Origin of the sequence: Amazonocrinis nigriterrae CENA67, from assembly GCF_016056305.1 — a bacterium.
GTDB classification, from domain to species: domain Bacteria; phylum Cyanobacteriota; class Cyanobacteriia; order Cyanobacteriales; family Nostocaceae; genus Amazonocrinis; species Amazonocrinis nigriterrae.
Genome location: NZ_JAECZC010000011.1, coordinates 1 through 16,111 on the forward strand (window position 1 = coordinate 1; position 16,111 = coordinate 16,111).

Sequence of the window (16,111 nt, forward strand, 5' to 3'; positions counted from 1 at the left end):
TAGAAATTTCTCCCTTGTCTCCCCTGTTGCCCCTAATCCCCACTCCCTCCGGTCGTGGGGGCCCCGAGTTCCCCTGCACTCCCCTACTCCCCTGACATGGAACAACTCAAGCCTCGCTATTCTATTGTTTGGATCAATAAAATCGCCGAAGTACCTCAAAATGCCTGGGATGCTTTGGCAGTGCCACTCAAAACTCCCTTTTTAGAGTGGCGGTGGTTGAACCATATCGAAACTTCTCACAGTGCTACGGCTAAAACTGGTTGGTTGCCAAATCACTTGACGCTGTGGCGCGACAGAACACTGATTGCAGCAGCCGCACTCTACCTGAAAGGACACAGCCAGGGTGAATTTGTCTTCGATCACCAGTGGGCAGAGTTAAGCGATCGCATCGGAGTCCAATACTATCCTAAACTGCTGGGGATGGCTCCATTTACTCCTGCTGAAGGCTATCGCTTTTTAGTTGCTCCTGGGGAAGATGAGGAGGAAATTACAGCGATGATGGTGCATGAAATAGATAGTTTCTGCAATAAAAATCACATTTCTGGCTGTCATTTTCTCTATGTCGATCCCCAATGGCGGCCATTGCTGGAACGGCAAGGTTTTACAGCCTGGTTGCACCACAGCTATATTTGGGAAAATGTCGGATTTAAAACTTTTGATGATTATTTAACAGTATTCAACGCCAACCAGCGCCGCAATATTAAACGGGAACGCAAAGCAGTAGAAAAGGTGGGTTTACGACTGCAACCGCTTACTGGTGATGAAATTCCTAAAAATTTGTTTACTTTGATGTACCAGTTCTATGCTGATACTTGTGATAAGTTCGGCTGGTGGGGTAGCAAGTACTTAACAAAGCGGTTTTTTGAACAGCTACATAGTGATTATCGCCATCGGGTTGTGTTTTTCGCCGCATATCATGAGCAAGATGAACGCCAACCTGTTGGTATGTCTTTTTGTTTATATAAGGGTGATCGATTATATGGGCGATATTGGGGTAGTTTCCAAGAAATAGATTGCTTACATTTTGATGCTTGCTATTATGCACCGATTGAATGGGCGATCGCTAATGGTATCCAAATTTTTGATCCAGGTGCAGGTGGACGCCATAAAAAACGTCGCGGTTTTCCAGCTATGCCTAATCACAGTCTGCACCGCTTTTACAATAATCGTTTAGGGCAAATCTTACGTCCTTATATCAAGGAAGTCAATCAACTCGAACAACAGGAAATAGATGCGATTAATGCAGAGTTGCCCTTTAGTGAAAAACAAAGTTAAAGGTCAATAATTGCTATTTTTATGATAAGATGCCGAACAAAAGCGATTGTTCGGCATTCAAAACTGTTTATAAAATTGTGAAATGAAACTGAAGTGCGATCGCAATTTCCACCAAAAGTCAAAATTCACCCTCTTCAATGCCTTGGCGAATAATTTCTTCGTATTGTTGTACTGCCTCTGCCTTTTGTAATTCACCTCTTGATGTGAAAATAGTAGCAGCTTTCTGGATATCCTCAATTCCTTTTTGTGCTTGTCTTTCTAAAGCTAGAGTATTACCTCTATAAAAATAAGCCTCAGCATAGTTAAGATCAAGCTCAATTGCTCTCGTATATTCAGCAATTGCTTCTTGAGACTGCCCTTGTCCACCAAACTCACGCCCACGTCGGAAAAATTCTTCAGCTTTTTCCATAGACTCTGACTCTTGTTCTTGATTATTTGAACTACACAAATTATTTGAATCCATGACTTGTCCATCAGGACAAGCTGACTGTTCCTGAGCTTTTGCTACAGAATAAAGAGTTACAGGAAAGATGATAAACGCAAAACATACACCAAATATAAAAAACAGGTGCTTTGTTGTTGATTTCATTTAATACTACTCCTAATTTGAAGAGTTTATTGTTGTGCTAGGTAATCCATTCTTTCTACTTCATTAGGCAACAACCCCTCGAAGCGTAAAGTTGTTCGCTGTCCTACTTTTAAATCTTCCACCTCAACGATACAGGGAATATAAGCATCCTGGTCACGCATGAAGTTCATTGTAAATGTGTATGCATCTTTTTTAACTTCCCCAACTTCAACTTGGCGAAGCTGAGACTGAAACTCGCATTTTACTTCTTCTTCAAAAGATAGTCTTTCTTGTAAAAAACCATTGTTGTAAAGATGGTATTCAATAGTGCCACAAGTATCACTACCTGCATAGTAAATCACAGAAGTATTTAGCAATTCAGAAATTCTGCGAGCATCTTCTTCTGTTACATAAATTTGTATAGATGACTTATAAAGCTTATAAATGAAGCTCCAAGGATGTCCTCGCAATTGAAAAACCAAGGCACTTTCATTGTGAATTTCAACTTCGCAATCATAAGCATTGCGTATCCAGACATCCATCTGCTTTAAAGTGCTAAACGCCTGCGCGACTTGTTCTACAGATGCTCGAACAAGTACAAATAGAAGATTTCGATCAATTGTTTCTAATCCTCTACGTTGCTCTAGAGGGATACCTTCTTCTGTAACAAAATATATAGACATCATTTAAGATTCTTCTAAATTCTTCCAGGGGTTCCAGGGCCACCATAACCTGTTGATGTCCTTCCAGGAAGGATATAGACACCAACATTTTTTTCTAATAATTTGTATACAAAGTATAATTTTTGACTAAATAACGTAAGAGTCTTAGGTAAAAGAATTCACAAATATTTAAAGATATGAAGAATACCAAGGGAGATAGGAATTACACTTGATATGTAGTGTAAAAACCCTCAATAAAGAAATTTAATTTTTAGAGTAACCATGAATTTGACGGTTGAAGATTTGGCAGCAATTGATGATAAACTTTCTGGGCGTCACATTGACCTTGACCCAAGTGGATATTTCATTATTTACTTGGATCGGGCAGCAGGGTTAATTTATGCCAAGCATTTTACAAATGTAATTGACGATCGCGGTTTAGCTGTCGATCCAGAAACAGGAAAGGTAATTCCGGCGCGCTTAAAGGTGGAACGCACACACACAACTGTGTTTAGCGGGAGAACAGCAAAAGAACTGTGCGTCAAAATTTTTGAAGAAACTCAGCCCTGTCCAGTGACTCAGTTAGACCATGCAGCCTATTTAGGTCGAGAATTTGTCCGCGCTGAGGTGGCTTTAGTGACAGGGCTTGAGTATGTTCAAGATTAACAGGACTTACGCGCATTGTCATAATTTTTTCGTTGAGACTGTCAATAGTCAATAGTCAATAGTCCAAAAAAGCTTAATTTTTGACAATTGGCTGTGGACTATTGACGACCCTAAATTACGTAAGTCCTAATTCAGTTAGAACTGACAATTGGAAAGTTAAAAGTTAAAAATTCATAACTTCTAACTCCTAACTCCTAACTCCCAACTCTCCTATCACCCATTAGATGATGGTTGGTTTATTTGGTAGATGTAGTAAGTTGCCATCGGGATAATGGTGGCAGCAATTAAAAGTCCTACTACCCAAGCAGTGGCGTTACCTTGGTCGGTTTCTTCTGCTTTCTTGAATGTGCCTTCTACTTGCACATTGTCAACGATTTCGGGAGGGCCCGGATCAGGTTGACCAGAGAGAACCGCTACTAGGCGATCGCTTGCATCTACAAATGCTTGATTGTATTTGTTACCATCTCGTAAAGGCGCACCCAATGTTTCGGAAGCTACACTCTCGGCAATCGAGTCTGTCAACAAAGACTTGACTTTATCCCCGGTAATAATCTCAGTACCATTAGTAACTGTCACCAGCACTAACAGGGTTTGATTAGCTTGTGCTTCCTTTGTGGGAAACCATTTTTCAAACAGCGCTTTAGTAAAGCTTTCCGGTGTTTCACCATAGTCAAGGCGACGAACAGTGACAAATCTAACTTCGTTACCAGTTTCCTTGGCTAAATTACCCAAGGCACTGCTGATCTTACCTTCATTGATGCGGCTGATAACATCACCTTCATCTAGTACCCAAGTAGTATCACCTGCTACAAGATTTGGCATTTGATATACACCTGTAGCTAATGCAGGTGTAGCCCAGAGCGAAGAGCCGACAATGCTAATGAGCAGCGGTAGCATCAACCGAATAATGTATTTTTTAATGCTAAGTAGTTGGTGGAGGAACTGTTGCATTGAATGATTCCTTAAGACATACTTGCACCAAAAATACTACACAACCCATGTCAAAATCACCTCAATTATGGTTTTCTTGAAAATTGGGAATTGGGAATGGGTTATTGGGAATTGGAAATTGGGAATTGGGAATGGGGCAGAGTAAGCTGGGGGAGGTAAATTAATTTCCGCGCCTCCCAACTCCTAACTCCTAACTCCTAACTTCTAACTTCTAACTTCTAACTTCTAACTTCTAACTCCTGCTCTCAATTACTATAAAATTTATGACCTTCATCCTCACTAACGACGACGGAATCGATGCGCCTGGTATTCAAGCGTTAGTCAAAGCTGTAAATGGTAGAAATGCTATTATTGCTGCTCCTAAATATCATCAATCAGGCTGCGGGCATCAAGTTACTACCACTAGCCCAATTCAGTTACAACAGCGTTCTGATACAGAGTATGCGATCGCAGGTACTCCTGCTGATTGTGTGAGAATTGCAATAACACAAATTTGTCAAGATATCAAATTTGTACTGTCTGGTATTAATGCTGGAGGCAACTTAGGTGTAGATGTTTACATTTCTGGTACTGTTGCCGCCGTGCGTGAAGCTGCAATGCACGGCATTCCAGGAATTGCCATTTCTCACTATCGCAAAGCCAGGCAGAATTTTGATTGGGATCTAGCTGCCAAGTTGACTGCTGAAATTTTAACTGACTTACTCCACCGTCCCCTAGAACCGGGAAGTTTCTGGAATGTAAATCTGCCACATCTGCAACCAGGAGAACCTTATCCTGAGTTGGTGTTTTGTCAACCATGTACCAAACCTTTGCCAGTTAACTATCGCATCGACGGTAATGAATTTTATTATGTCGGGGAATATGGTAAACGCGATCGCACCCCAGGCAGTGATGTGGATGTCTGTTTTTCTGGCAACATTGCTGTAACTCAGTTAAAGGTATGACTAAGCACCTTTGGAGCGGGAACAGTGAATAGAGAATAGGGTACACCGACCTGAATACAGGTATGGTGCAGGTAGTTTATACTTGCCCTTGAATCAAGGATGTCAGCCTGTCTAGACTTTGTGTGAGTTGAGTTAGTTTTTTTAGCGAGTCATCTTGCGATTCTGCAAGGCTCTGCACAGCATCACACAATGCAAAAATTTGATACCCTTGCTGCTGCACTTGCTTTCCTTGTGCTTCAACTTGCAAACTTAGGTTTTCTAATCTTTCAGCAAGACGTTCAATTGTCTCAGTAGTAGAGATTACAGCTTCCCCGATTTGCTCAACAATGGATTCCAAGCGACTAATTTTAACTTCGACTCCTGCTGAAACCATGTTTTTACTACCCCTGAAAGTAATGTCGCTAATTATCCTTAAATAAATAAATCAATGCAGCACCAGGCGCTTGCTTCCTTTACTTGGGAGAAGACTCGCGCTTCGCTACCCTAACGCTGCGACCAGTTGGTTTTATTGATTAGTGCCGTTGTCAAAATAATAGAGGTATTTTTGCACCCCCAACTTATAATTTCGCTAATTTGCTTGTCTTGACTGTTATCTGCACTCTGCAAGACATGCTATCTTATGCGTTTTTGTGAAAAATCCCTCCTTGGAGGATGTTTTTTCCCTAGCCACTGGCATCTTTGTCAAATATGAACGCCCCACAAAGGGGAATCCAAAAGGAACCACTGCACTGGTGGGGTTTTCCCATGATGAACTGCAAAACTGCGAAGCGCGATTCTTCTGTTTTTATACTAAGTTGCAGTTTGAAGTAGTACGATTTCTTCCCCTCTGCTCCCCTGCTCCTCTGCTCCCCTGCCTCCTAAGCTACTATCTCTGAATGCAACTTGATATTAGATTCTCCCAAAGGCGAATGAGTGTCACCCGAACAGGTCAAAAATATTAAACCCGCATCCCTACGAATCAAAGAAACATTCGATAATTAAAAACTTGATGTAGTACGTAATCAATCAGTAACATATCATCTGAAATATTTGCATGTTTTTATACATATCTACTTTATTGGAACATCTACCAAAAGATATATTGGTGCTACTTTACACAAAATTTACAAAAGCTGAGGAGATCCATAGATGTTGATGAAGTTTCAGTAAATATACCGAAAAACGTATTAAGCTTAATGAAGCTAAGTCTATATTCGGGATAAAAGCTTAAGTAATTCCCCTTGTCGCTCAAGATTCGGCTAGGATAATGTATCAAACATCATTAGAAGGCGTCTTTCAAGGTGCTACTTACAAGGCTTGGGAACTAGAATTTACTAATCACCCCTCAGTAGAGTCTAAATTCAAGCGTGGTCTGGATATAGTTGGAGGCTTGGTGGGGCTGCTAGTTCTAGCTATTGTATTTGTACCGATAGCGATCGCTATCAAGCTCGACAGCCCAGGCCCAATTTTCTTTACTCAAGAACGATACGGACTTCAGGGACGCACCTTTCGTATCCGAAAATTCCGCTCGATGGTTAGTGATGCGGAACAGTTAAAATCTCTAGTAGAAAATGAAGCTAACGGACTCATCTTTAAAAATAAAAATGACTTTCGCGTCACGAAGGTGGGGCGCTTTTTGCGAAGCACAAGCTTAGACGAATTACCTCAGTTTTGGAATGTCCTTGTAGGGGAAATGAGTTTAGTAGGAACACGTCCACCTACTAAAGATGAAGTAATTAAATATACTCAACGTCACTGGCAACGTTTAAATGTCAAACCTGGGTTAACTGGTGAATGGCAAGTTAACGGCCGTTCTCAAGTGAAAGACTTTGAACAAATAGTTGATTTAGACTTGCGGTATCAACGCAACTGGCATCCGTGGTATGACTTGTTGTTGATTGGCAAAACTATCTACGTAATCTTTGGGCGAATCGGGGCATTCTAAGTATGTAATTGTTAATTGGTAACTATTTATGCGATGAATTTGTTAATAGTTACCCATTAGCAATTACCTAAAGCTCATACTATTGTGAAAGATTTAGCTCAGGGATAAGATGCTTTATTTTAATTGAGTGAGCTTTTCAAAAAGACAATACCCATCGCACACAAAGCGAAGCCGACAAAGAGAATTGTCCTCGGCAAAATTCCATTAATCTTCTTATGGCTGATTGTATTGCCAATTTCTCTGGCACTCATGGCAACTGCGTATTGAGTGACGGTAACACCTAAAATATAGGCAAACGACGGTACTATTCCTGCACCCACGATGGATTGACCATCACTATAACCTTGAAACAAGCCAGCGATCGCACCCAGCAGCGCCAGTATTAACCAGTTAGGTCGATTTGTCAGCATTAGCATAGTCCCAAAGATCATGCTGGAAATAGTGATCGCAATTTCTGCACCTGGTAAATTGAGCCAGAACAGATAAATTACCATTCCCAACACAGTTGCTAACACAAACGAAGCAGCAACCCAAGTCCCGCGAACAATTCCAGCCGAGAGTAAGCCGATAGCAACAATACTAGCTAAACGATCCAAGGCAATTACTGGATTTGCTATTCCCCATAAAAAGCCTTCCCAACAGTTAGGTATAGCATGGTGAGATGGTAATCCACTCCATGAATATAGCAGGCTAATGAATACCAGAGAAGCGATCGCTCCCAGATGGCGAAACTGTAACTTAGATTTGGAAAAGTCCCCAATGGGAGAATACGCTGATAACTCAATTTTAAACATCACCTATACCAGTACCAGATTAGTTTATTCGGTACTTTATACTGCCCAAGTACCTAAAAAAACTAACGCAGTAATTACATATCAATTTCATCAAGTTATGTGAAGCTTTAAGAATGGGGAATGGGGAATGGGGAATTGGGAATTGGGAATTGGGAATTGGGAATTGGGAATTGGGAATTGGTAATTGGATTTTACTATTAGTCATCACATCTGGCCCATTACCCATTACCCATCACCCATTACCCATTACCCATTACCCATTACCTATTACCTATTACCCATTACCCATCACCCATTACCCATTACCAGGCAAACCGACTATATCGTAAGTAATTAGCCGAACTTGATATAAAAGTTACCAATTTCCTGAATCAAGAAAGCTTCAACTGAGTTGGAATCTGGATGAGGAACTCAGTACCTTGAAGTGGTGCTGAAATACAATTTAGCAGACCACCATGCTTGCTTACAATTTGATAGCTAATAGCCAGTCCTAAACCTGTACCTGAACCAACAGGTTTAGTCGTAAAAAATGGCTCAAAAATTTTTTGCTTTACTGCTTCTGTCATACCATAGCCATTGTCAGCAATTCTAATCATTACTTGATTGCTGTCTACAACCTCAGTGCGAATGCAAATCTGAAGCTTGTCAATTGTCAGTTGTGCATTATCAGTTGTTTTTCCACTGACCCCTTCGGAGTTCACCAGTTGCTTATGGGGGTTCCCCCCGTTGAAGGAAGTGGCGTGGGAACCCCCAAGACTGCGCTGGCTCACCACTGACTCTTCCAAAGCATCAATAGCATTATTTAAGATATTCAAAAACACTTGATTGAGTTGTCTAGGATAGCATTCGACTTTGGGTAAATTGCCGTACTCTTTAATAACGTGAATCTCTGGATAATTTCCTTTACCTTGCAAGCGATTTTGCAAAATCACAAGAGTGCTATCAATCCCTTCATGAATATCGACTTTTTTTATTTCTGCTTCATCTAGTCGTGAAAAGTTCCTTAAGGATAATACTATATTGCGGATGCGATCGGCTCCCATTTTCATGGAAGATAAAATTTTCGGTAAGTCGTCTTGAATAAAATCAAGGTCAATTTTCTCAGTTAAAGCTTGAATTTCTGCAACTGGAAGTGGGTAGTTTTTCTGATAAAGTGCAATTACATCTAGTAAGTTCTCAGTATATTCATCGACGAGGCTCGTATTTCCATAAATGAAGTTAATAGGATTGTTAATTTCATGAGCAATACCTGCTACCAATTGCCCCAAAGAAGACATTTTTTCAGTTTGAATCAGTTGGGTTTGGGTGCTTGAAAGTTCTTGTAGGGTAAGTTTCAATTGAAAATTAGCGGCTTCTAGTTGTGAAGGACTCGGCAAAGCCAATGCTTGGGGAATTATGGGTAATAGTGCTACTGCTGTATATGCTGAAACAATAGCGGTAATAACTTTGATAAAACTCGAAACCCAGTAAGTTGGATGCCAAAGCGTCCATATATCCATGATATGGGTTGTACCACAGGAAATGATAAAAGCTCCAAACAATACAAGTATCCATTTGAAGGGGAAATCTTTTCGCTTGTGAGCAAAGTAAATAAGAATAGCAGGAATGGAATAGTAGACTAGGGCAATCACAGAATCTGACACGATATTTAGCCACACCAAACTGGGCTGCCAAAGGTAACAATGCCCATGTGGAATAAATGAAGCCTCAGTAAAGAAATTTTGCAGAAATTGCAGCATACACCACAATTGATAGTGGTTGATCAAGGATTATCTACAGATTATATTTGCTGGATATTAAGTTGTCCTTAAATTGGGACTGGGGACTGGGAGATTTTTTCTTAATACCCATTGCCCCTAATCCCCAACGCCACATGCTACCCTGCGGGTTCCGCTTTAGCGGTACAAGCCGGGGAACCCGTCCAACGCAGTGGCTCCTCCCTCCGGTCGTGGGGGTACCGAGTTCCCCAGTACCCAATACCCAATACCTAGTCCCCAGTTCAATGTAGTAATTCTTCTACTTGGTGCTGACTCCACAAAGTTCGATATAGACCTTGTTGTTGCACTAGTTCCAAGTGATTGCCTACCTGAACAATTTTTCCCTTATCCATAACAAAAATTCGGTCAGCAGCAGCAGCAGCAGATAGTTGATGAGTAATAAAAATGATTGTTTTACGAACCTTGCCACTGGAAAGATTGTTGAGAATTCGTGTGGCAGTTTGATTATCCACACTAGAGAGGGCATCATCCAAAATTAATACTGGAGCATCGACTAGCATGGCACGAGCTAAGGCAGTGCGTTGCCGTTGACCACCAGAAAGAGTAATACCACGTTCACCAACGATAGTTTCGTATTTTTCTGCTAAATTACTAATTTCTGCGTCAATCTGGGCTATCTTAGCAAAATATTCTACATCTTCTTGTTCCCTTAATGGGTCGCCGTAACGGATATTATTTTTGATGGTAGTGCTGAACAAAAAGCTATCTTGTGGCACGTAGGCGATCGCACCTCGTAAATCTGCCAGTGCTATCTTGGTAATATCCCACCCGTCTAAAAACAGCTGCCCTGGCTCAATATCCAACAAGCGTGGTATGGCATTTGCTAAAGTTGTTTTCCCAGAACCAATTGCCCCCACAATTGCCACTAATTCCCCAGGAGCGATACTAAAGTTGACATTTTCTAAAGCTGGGATACTGGAACTTGGATAAGTATAACTGAGATTTTTAGCTATTAATTCTCCTTTAACTTCATCCCTAGGTAAATGTACAACATCGGCTGCATCTTGAATTTTGGGTGTCACACTGAAAATAGAGTCAAGGCGGTCAATACTCACCTCACCTCGTTGGTAAGCTGTAATTGTGAATCCTAACAAAGCGGTAGGGAAAACCAGACGTTCTATATAAATCAGGATTGCCAAAAAATCCCCAACCGCCAGGGTTCCAGAAGAGATTTGCGTCGCACCTAGCCAGATAACCACCAGGGAACTGAGATTAGCTAGGCCACTAATTAACGGAAACAAAGTATTTCGGCTTTTTGCCAGTTGCAGGTTGGCTGCTAATAGGTGCTGATTTTTCTCGGCGAAAGCGCGACGCTCGTTTTCTTCTTGGGCGTAGATTTTAATCAGAGCAATACCGCTAATATCCTCTTGAATGAGTTCGCTGATTTCAGAAAGTTGCTCTTGTACCTTCGCTTGTTGCTGGCGTAAGCGATTGCTGAACAGATTTACTAACAATAATATCAACGGATAAACTGCCAAGGCGGCTAGTGTGAGATTCACACTAATTCCCAGCATCACTGGCAGTGTTAGGGCGTAGGCAAACAAAGTATTTGCCAAACTGAGTACCGCAAAACCCAACAACCGCCGGATATTTTCCACATCACTAGTAGCTCTGCTAATTAAATCGCCAATAGTATTCGTGGCAAAATAAGACGGCTCTAGCCGCAGTAAGTGTTGAAAAATTCGTTGTTTCAGGTCAAATTCTACTTGACGCCCCACTCCAAACAGCCAGATGCGCGACGCCATACGTATCAGTAACATTGCTGAACTCAGCAATATAATCTGTACTACGTAATACAGTATTTCATTCAAGCTAAAGTTGGTCGAGAGTTTGTCAACACAGGCGCGAATTAACAAAGGGATGTAAACGCCAAGCCCATTGACAGACAATAAAGCAATAATGCCTAAAGTCGCCTCGCGCCAATGGGGACGCAGGTAAGCACCGAGTTTAGCCAGTCGTCGAGATTTTGCCATGCAAGCAGTTTTGCAACTTTGTGATCCTAAACCAATATTCAGCTACTAGTTATCAGCGATCAATTCTTAGTCTAGGAAATTTCCCATGACTACTCTTGATTGCGCTTCGCGTGTCAGCTGTTAGTTGTGAGGCAGTACGGGGACAGGGGGTCTCCACGCCACTTCCTTTAAGTCGGCAAAGCCGCCCAACAGAGTGGCTCCCCATGAGTAACTGCCGATCTCAAGAGCGAAGGGCGAGCCTGCGAGCGTCACCCGTAAGGGTCAGTTGTCAGTTATTTTTGGATCTGGTCTAATACCCCATCACCAAGGTTGGTGGTTTTTAGGTGTCTTTGCCACTCACTACTGACAACTGACCACTGACAAAACTCCAGACCTGAAGTTTTTATTTTTAGCTGTTTACTATTCACTGTTTACTGGTTTAAGGTTATTTGTTTAGCCTTATGTCTGGCGACCACGCAAGAAAACGTAAACCTGATTGAGGTAACTTTCCCAGACTTGGGTTGTGAGTTGCAGCGTTGCTGCACTGGGTACAAAGTCTTCAATCCGTAATCCTCGCGTTCTGATATCTTGGGGATTTTGCAACAGGTAAGGAGGAATTTTTATATCCAGTGAGTTGAATGCTACATCTGAGATATTAGCTGATTGTGTGTTTTGCCCCAATGCCAAAAGCGTCCCAGATTTCGCCGCGTTGAATGACGATGAGGCTAGCTGATAATTCTGGACAATTTCCCCAGTTGCTAGCTTGGTATCACCCACCATTGCGATTGGTGCCCTGACTAAAAAGTAAGCGATCGCTGGTGTACTTGCCAACAACAAAATTGTCAGCGCCCAACCCACTAAATATCCTCCTGGTTTGTCTATTCCACCTCCTTTGATTCTCTGAGCAGCAAATATTAACATTAAAACTGAGGCTCCCAAAGGCTTGAGTGGGAACGATATCAACCTCCACAAAGACGCCACAGCTGGTTCACTGGGGTTCACAAATGACAAAGCTATGACAACCACCACAAGACCTAAGATTAATCGTCCTACAAAAGTTCCGCTGGGATAAAATCTTTGGAACAGAGAGTAGACGATAGTGCCAATCAGTAACCATACCAGTACTCGGCTTAGCAATAGAAACATAGATTAACTCTCAAATTTTCTGCTGCGGTCAGCCTAGAAGTGTTGGGCTGCGGGTTTATTTTAGTAATCGTACTGTTACCTGACATAAAATACCTCAAACCTCACACCAAAAGACTACCGTCGTAGTGATTTTAGTGCAATTTTTTCACTCTGCGTCTATTATTTGTAATTTTTTGGCTGAGTAATGTGGCACCAGTAAACTAAATTAATTGAGTAGTTGTCAAGTTCAAGGAAAAACTATGTCGCCTGGAAAGCCCAGCATTTTAGTCACAGGGGGAGCAGGATATATTGGTTCCCATACAGTACTTGCTCTTAAGCAAGCCGGTTATGAGGTGGTGATCCTCGATAATCTAGTCTACGGTCATCAGGACTTGGTAGAAAAGGTACTACAGGTAGAACTTGTCATTGGCGATACAGGCGATCGCGCCCTGCTGGATGATTTATTTAAAACCCGTGATATTGCCGCAGTCATGCACTTTTCTGCCTATGCTTACGTAGGAGAATCGGTAACTGACCCTGCGAAATACTACCGTAACAACGTCGTTGGGACTCTAACACTATTAGAAGCGATGCTAGCGGCATCTGTTAAGAAATTTGTCTTTTCTTCCACTTGTGCCACTTATGGAGTACCGGAAGTTATACCTATTCCAGAAAACCATCCCCAAAATCCCATCAACCCCTATGGTGCTACGAAGCTGATGGTGGAGCGGATTCTCTCCGACTTTGATGTGGCTTACGGTTTTAAGTCGGTGCGTTTTCGCTACTTTAATGCTGCTGGCGCTCATCCCAACGGATTATTAGGTGAAGATCACAACCCCGAAACCCATTTAATTCCCCTAGTGCTGTTGACAGCTTTAGGCAAACGGGAATCTATCTCCATTTTTGGCACTGATTATCCCACACCCGATGGTACTTGTATTCGTGATTATATTCATGTTAGCGACTTAGCAGATGCCCATGTTTTGGGATTGGAATATTTATTAAAAGACGGTGAGAGTGAAGTATTCAACCTGGGTAATGGCAATGGCTTCTCCGTCAAAGAAGTAATTGCAGCTGCCGAGGAAGTGACTGGACTTAGCATACCAGTGCAAGAGTGCGATCGCCGCGCTGGTGATCCACCAAGTCTCATCGGCAGTGGAGAAAAAGCCAGAAAAATCTTAGGCTGGCAACCTCAATACCCATCCATCAAAGATATTGTTACTCATGCATGGCAGTGGCATCAACAGCGGCATAAGTAAAAGTGCTGATTGCTAAAAAGGACTAGCCCAAATGACTAACGAGATTACTGAAAAATTAAAGCAAGCATCCGATGGCTTGCTTTTTATGAGTGAGTCTGATTATCCCTTTGAAGTTTTTTTATGGTCTGCTCAAGCTCAAGAAGCCCTTACAGATCAAAAACTTCTCCAGCTAACAGGTCATTCCCAAGATGTGCCAATCGAGAAAGTTGACCTAGATTATTTCTTTCGTAATAGTGCCCAGGAAAAAGATTGGCATGATCAAAACCAGAAACAAACTGTTAAACAATTTCGGGCACTTGTAGAAACCCTAAAAGCTAACCTTAGCGATATTCAGGTTTATCGTGTGGGCACTATCAACATTGATGTCTATATTGTTGGCAAAACCCAATCCGGTGACTTAGTAGGACTGTCAACAAAAGTTGTCGAAACCTAGCTATCAGTCAATTTGGAAATCAATATAAATTACAAGCCTGTCCGTAAGTTTAGATAGGCTTGTAATTTATATTGCAATTGACCTAAAACACTTTAATTCGTTCTTAGTCATTAGTCCTTTGTCATTTGTATTTACAAATGACTAATGACAGCCTTAACCAGATAATTTCCAATTTGGACACACATTAGCTTACAGATTATCAATTCTGGCCTCAATTACACTTTGAATAGAAGTAGAGACATTGGAAAGGAAGTTGTAACCAGTATTAGATTCAATGCTATCAACAGAAACTCTATATGTTTTCCAATTGTCACTTCTGATTCCTTGTGAGTTAGGCATGTCAACAGCAATAACCCGCGTGTTAGTCGTCACACCACTTACCCCAGAACCAGGTGTATCCAAGACAACAATTACTTTCCAAGTTCTTGCCGGGACTTGAATCTTGCCATTAGCAATTGTGTATTTCGTTCCATTCGAGCCAGTGCCGCCACTACCATATCCACCCGAAATGATATAAAGTTCTTTCCCTTGATTAACAACTAAGTCTCGGCTATAGTTTTCCAGGTTAGCCCAGGGCCCCTGATTGTTATCAGGTGCTTGCGGAATCATATTTGTCATCAAGAAAGTTGCAGAGTTATTCGTAACTGTGTTTGTTCTGTCAGCTGAAGGAGTCATGTGTCCCCTATCAAATCCACTACCTTGGTAATCAGTTCCTTGAACTTGATACCAACCGCTAGGGAGTGATGTATCAGCACGAAAATCATCTTGACGTGGAGTGCTGCCCAGCCAGCTATTATTCAGTTGCCAACTTACCCAATTGGGGATTCTAGTAGTGTTGTTGTACGACAGTGCATACTGGGATTTGCTCAGCAAATAATTGTTGGGGTATGAGGTGTTTGTGACAGCCCCACTGGGATTCCCCATTGTTAAGTGAATACTTGAGGATTGTGCGGGTGCTTTTTGCCAATGCAGCAGAAGCGTAAGTAAAACTACACCCAGAAAAGGCAGAAGAAAGTTGAAAAATTTATATTTCTTCATGGCGTAAGCGTGTATTTATTTACGCACCCAGTATTCAAAATTTACTACTGAAAAATCAAGTAATCCTGGATACAAAAGCACAACTGCATAAATAACAGCACGCAACCATTCGGAACAAGTTAGAAGAGAGTGAATTTTGTCAATAAGCCTTTGAGCATAAATATAGTTGCATAAGAATGATAATCTTAGTGAAGGGGAGGAGGCGAGCGTCGCTTGCCTCCTCCCCCACTCCTGTTTTTGATTATCATTATCACAATGGTCGGCTAGGATGATTTGCTCTGTTCAAAATCATGGCAAACTCAGTTAATACAAGTAATTGAGCGATCGTAAAAAAAACGTGAGCAGCAGTCGTAAAATCAATCGAGATCATGCTAAAAAGAAGCAACGTCCAATGGTGGAAGACGAAGTAATTGCTCAACAACTTGAACAGTTACTGACACCAACCATCACCGCACAAGAAAACTACTACCGACAACTGGGATTAAGAGACAGAATTCTCAACTTACCATTAATGGTAGCGGCAGTATTAACCCTACTGTGGCGTGATGTGGCTGGAGTCACAGAATTAACCAGAATGTTAGCGCGAGAAGGTTTTCTGTGGTGTAGACCCCTTGAGGTTAGCCAGCAAGCAATATCTCAAAGGTTTTTAACTTTTCCGGCTCAGTTATTTGAGAAAGTATTTAAAGATTTATTACCACATTTACAAGCTTCTTGGTCAAAGAGAAATCAACGTAAAATCCCA

15 protein-coding genes and 3 pseudogenes are annotated in these 16,111 nt (G+C 41.6%); 8 read left to right on the top strand and 10 right to left on the bottom strand.

Annotated elements, in window-relative coordinates; genetic code table 11:
• Positions 1 to 96 precede the first annotated feature (96 nt).
• A complete protein-coding gene (locus tag I8748_RS08640) occupies positions 97 to 1,275 on the top strand; it encodes a GNAT family N-acetyltransferase (RefSeq protein WP_198124223.1) in 1,179 nt (392 codons plus the stop codon).
• A 118-nt stretch (positions 1,276 to 1,393) separates the two neighbouring features.
• On the opposite strand, the gene I8748_RS08645 is transcribed toward I8748_RS08640, so the two are convergent.
• Complete coding sequence (locus tag I8748_RS08645) at positions 1,394 to 1,864, bottom strand: tetratricopeptide repeat protein (RefSeq protein WP_198124224.1); 471 nt, start codon at positions 1,862 to 1,864, stop codon at positions 1,394 to 1,396.
• Positions 1,865 to 1,890: 26 nt separating this feature from the next.
• Positions 1,891 to 2,529 (bottom strand): hypothetical protein, encoded by a 639-nt coding sequence (locus I8748_RS08650; protein ID WP_198124225.1) that lies wholly within the window; start codon positions 2,527 to 2,529, stop codon positions 1,891 to 1,893.
• A 258-nt stretch (positions 2,530 to 2,787) separates the two neighbouring features.
• Between I8748_RS08650 and I8748_RS08655 the strand changes: the two genes are divergently transcribed.
• The gene (locus I8748_RS08655) at positions 2,788 to 3,171 is read left to right on the top strand and encodes a DUF4346 domain-containing protein (protein WP_096553343.1); all 384 of its coding nucleotides are present in this window, start codon (positions 2,788 to 2,790) and stop codon (positions 3,169 to 3,171) included.
• Between the two features lie 213 nt (positions 3,172 to 3,384).
• Here the strand turns inward: I8748_RS08655 and psb32 are convergent, their stop codons facing one another.
• Complete coding sequence (gene psb32, locus I8748_RS08660; RefSeq protein ID WP_198124226.1) at positions 3,385 to 4,122, bottom strand: photosystem II repair protein Psb32; 738 nt, start codon at positions 4,120 to 4,122, stop codon at positions 3,385 to 3,387.
• A 263-nt stretch (positions 4,123 to 4,385) separates the two neighbouring features.
• Between psb32 and surE the strand changes: the two genes are divergently transcribed.
• Positions 4,386 to 5,066 carry a 5'/3'-nucleotidase SurE gene (gene surE, locus I8748_RS08665; protein WP_198124227.1) on the top strand — a complete coding sequence of 227 codons (681 nt, stop codon included), beginning with the start codon at positions 4,386 to 4,388 and terminating at the stop codon, positions 5,064 to 5,066.
• Between the two features lie 76 nt (positions 5,067 to 5,142).
• Here the strand turns inward: surE and I8748_RS08670 are convergent, their stop codons facing one another.
• Positions 5,143 to 5,439 (bottom strand): hypothetical protein, encoded by a 297-nt coding sequence (locus tag I8748_RS08670; protein ID WP_198124228.1) that lies wholly within the window; start codon positions 5,437 to 5,439, stop codon positions 5,143 to 5,145.
• Positions 5,440 to 6,312: 873 nt separating this feature from the next.
• Between I8748_RS08670 and I8748_RS08675 the strand changes: the two genes are divergently transcribed.
• A complete protein-coding gene (locus I8748_RS08675; protein WP_198124229.1) occupies positions 6,313 to 6,990 on the top strand; it encodes a sugar transferase in 678 nt (225 codons plus the stop codon).
• A 119-nt stretch (positions 6,991 to 7,109) separates the two neighbouring features.
• Here I8748_RS08675 and I8748_RS08680 read toward each other — a convergent pair whose 3' ends face one another.
• Positions 7,110 to 7,784, bottom strand: a complete 675-nt coding sequence (locus I8748_RS08680) for a HupE/UreJ family protein (protein ID WP_198124230.1) — start codon at positions 7,782 to 7,784, stop codon at positions 7,110 to 7,112.
• A gap of 113 nt (positions 7,785 to 7,897) precedes the next feature.
• Between I8748_RS08680 and I8748_RS08685 the strand changes: the two genes are divergently transcribed.
• On the top strand, positions 7,898 to 8,113 hold the full coding sequence (locus tag I8748_RS08685) for a hypothetical protein (RefSeq protein ID WP_198124316.1): 216 nt from the start codon (positions 7,898 to 7,900) through the stop codon (positions 8,111 to 8,113).
• A gap of 42 nt (positions 8,114 to 8,155) precedes the next feature.
• On the opposite strand, the pseudogene I8748_RS08690 reads toward I8748_RS08685, so the two are convergent.
• From I8748_RS08690 to I8748_RS08700, 4 genes and pseudogenes are all read right to left on the bottom strand, one after another.
• Positions 8,156 to 9,124, bottom strand: a pseudogene (locus I8748_RS08690) (sensor histidine kinase); the annotation flags it as partial.
• 45 nt (positions 9,125 to 9,169) lie between these two features.
• Positions 9,170 to 9,523 (bottom strand): annotated as a pseudogene (locus tag I8748_RS36435) (sensor histidine kinase); the annotation flags it as partial.
• A gap of 260 nt (positions 9,524 to 9,783) precedes the next feature.
• Positions 9,784 to 11,535, bottom strand: coding sequence for an ABC transporter ATP-binding protein (locus tag I8748_RS08695; RefSeq protein WP_198124232.1), 1,752 nt, complete (start codon positions 11,533 to 11,535; stop codon positions 9,784 to 9,786).
• A gap of 438 nt (positions 11,536 to 11,973) precedes the next feature.
• Positions 11,974 to 12,660 (bottom strand): hypothetical protein, encoded by a 687-nt coding sequence (locus tag I8748_RS08700; protein WP_198124233.1) that lies wholly within the window; start codon positions 12,658 to 12,660, stop codon positions 11,974 to 11,976.
• Positions 12,661 to 12,899: 239 nt separating this feature from the next.
• Between I8748_RS08700 and galE the strand changes: the two genes are divergently transcribed.
• Both galE and I8748_RS08710 read left to right on the top strand, forming a co-directional pair.
• The gene (galE, locus tag I8748_RS08705) at positions 12,900 to 13,898 is read left to right on the top strand and encodes a UDP-glucose 4-epimerase GalE (protein WP_198124234.1); all 999 of its coding nucleotides are present in this window, start codon (positions 12,900 to 12,902) and stop codon (positions 13,896 to 13,898) included.
• A gap of 31 nt (positions 13,899 to 13,929) precedes the next feature.
• A complete protein-coding gene (locus I8748_RS08710) occupies positions 13,930 to 14,331 on the top strand; it encodes a nuclease A inhibitor family protein (protein WP_198124235.1) in 402 nt (133 codons plus the stop codon).
• A 189-nt stretch (positions 14,332 to 14,520) separates the two neighbouring features.
• Here the strand turns inward: I8748_RS08710 and I8748_RS08715 are convergent, their stop codons facing one another.
• A complete protein-coding gene (locus I8748_RS08715) occupies positions 14,521 to 15,369 on the bottom strand; it encodes a DNA/RNA non-specific endonuclease (RefSeq protein WP_198124236.1) in 849 nt (282 codons plus the stop codon).
• Positions 15,370 to 15,760: 391 nt separating this feature from the next.
• On the opposite strand from I8748_RS08715, the pseudogene I8748_RS08720 reads away from it, so the two are divergent.
• Positions 15,761 to 16,111 (top strand): annotated as a pseudogene (locus I8748_RS08720) (IS4 family transposase); the annotation flags it as partial.

Excerpts from the sequence above, each read along its gene's own strand:
- I8748_RS08640 (WP_198124223.1), top strand. The coding sequence starts at position 97 with ATGGAACAACTCAAGCCTCGCTATTCTATTGTTTGGATCAATAAAATC.
- I8748_RS08645 (WP_198124224.1), bottom strand. The coding sequence starts at position 1,864 with ATGAAATCAACAACAAAGCACCTGTTTTTTATATTTGGTGTATGTTTT.
- I8748_RS08650 (WP_198124225.1), bottom strand. The coding sequence starts at position 2,529 with ATGATGTCTATATATTTTGTTACAGAAGAAGGTATCCCTCTAGAGCAA.
- I8748_RS08655 (WP_096553343.1), top strand. The coding sequence starts at position 2,788 with ATGAATTTGACGGTTGAAGATTTGGCAGCAATTGATGATAAACTTTCT.
- psb32 (WP_198124226.1), bottom strand. The coding sequence starts at position 4,122 with ATGCAACAGTTCCTCCACCAACTACTTAGCATTAAAAAATACATTATT.
- surE (WP_198124227.1), top strand. The coding sequence starts at position 4,386 with ATGACCTTCATCCTCACTAACGACGACGGAATCGATGCGCCTGGTATT.
- I8748_RS08670 (WP_198124228.1), bottom strand. The coding sequence starts at position 5,439 with ATGGTTTCAGCAGGAGTCGAAGTTAAAATTAGTCGCTTGGAATCCATT.
- I8748_RS08675 (WP_198124229.1), top strand. The coding sequence starts at position 6,313 with ATGTATCAAACATCATTAGAAGGCGTCTTTCAAGGTGCTACTTACAAG.
- I8748_RS08680 (WP_198124230.1), bottom strand. The coding sequence starts at position 7,784 with ATGTTTAAAATTGAGTTATCAGCGTATTCTCCCATTGGGGACTTTTCC.
- I8748_RS08685 (WP_198124316.1), top strand. The coding sequence starts at position 7,898 with ATGGGGAATGGGGAATGGGGAATTGGGAATTGGGAATTGGGAATTGGG.
- I8748_RS08695 (WP_198124232.1), bottom strand. The coding sequence starts at position 11,535 with ATGGCAAAATCTCGACGACTGGCTAAACTCGGTGCTTACCTGCGTCCC.
- I8748_RS08700 (WP_198124233.1), bottom strand. The coding sequence starts at position 12,660 with ATGTTTCTATTGCTAAGCCGAGTACTGGTATGGTTACTGATTGGCACT.
- galE (WP_198124234.1), top strand. The coding sequence starts at position 12,900 with ATGTCGCCTGGAAAGCCCAGCATTTTAGTCACAGGGGGAGCAGGATAT.
- I8748_RS08710 (WP_198124235.1), top strand. The coding sequence starts at position 13,930 with ATGACTAACGAGATTACTGAAAAATTAAAGCAAGCATCCGATGGCTTG.
- I8748_RS08715 (WP_198124236.1), bottom strand. The coding sequence starts at position 15,369 with ATGAAGAAATATAAATTTTTCAACTTTCTTCTGCCTTTTCTGGGTGTA.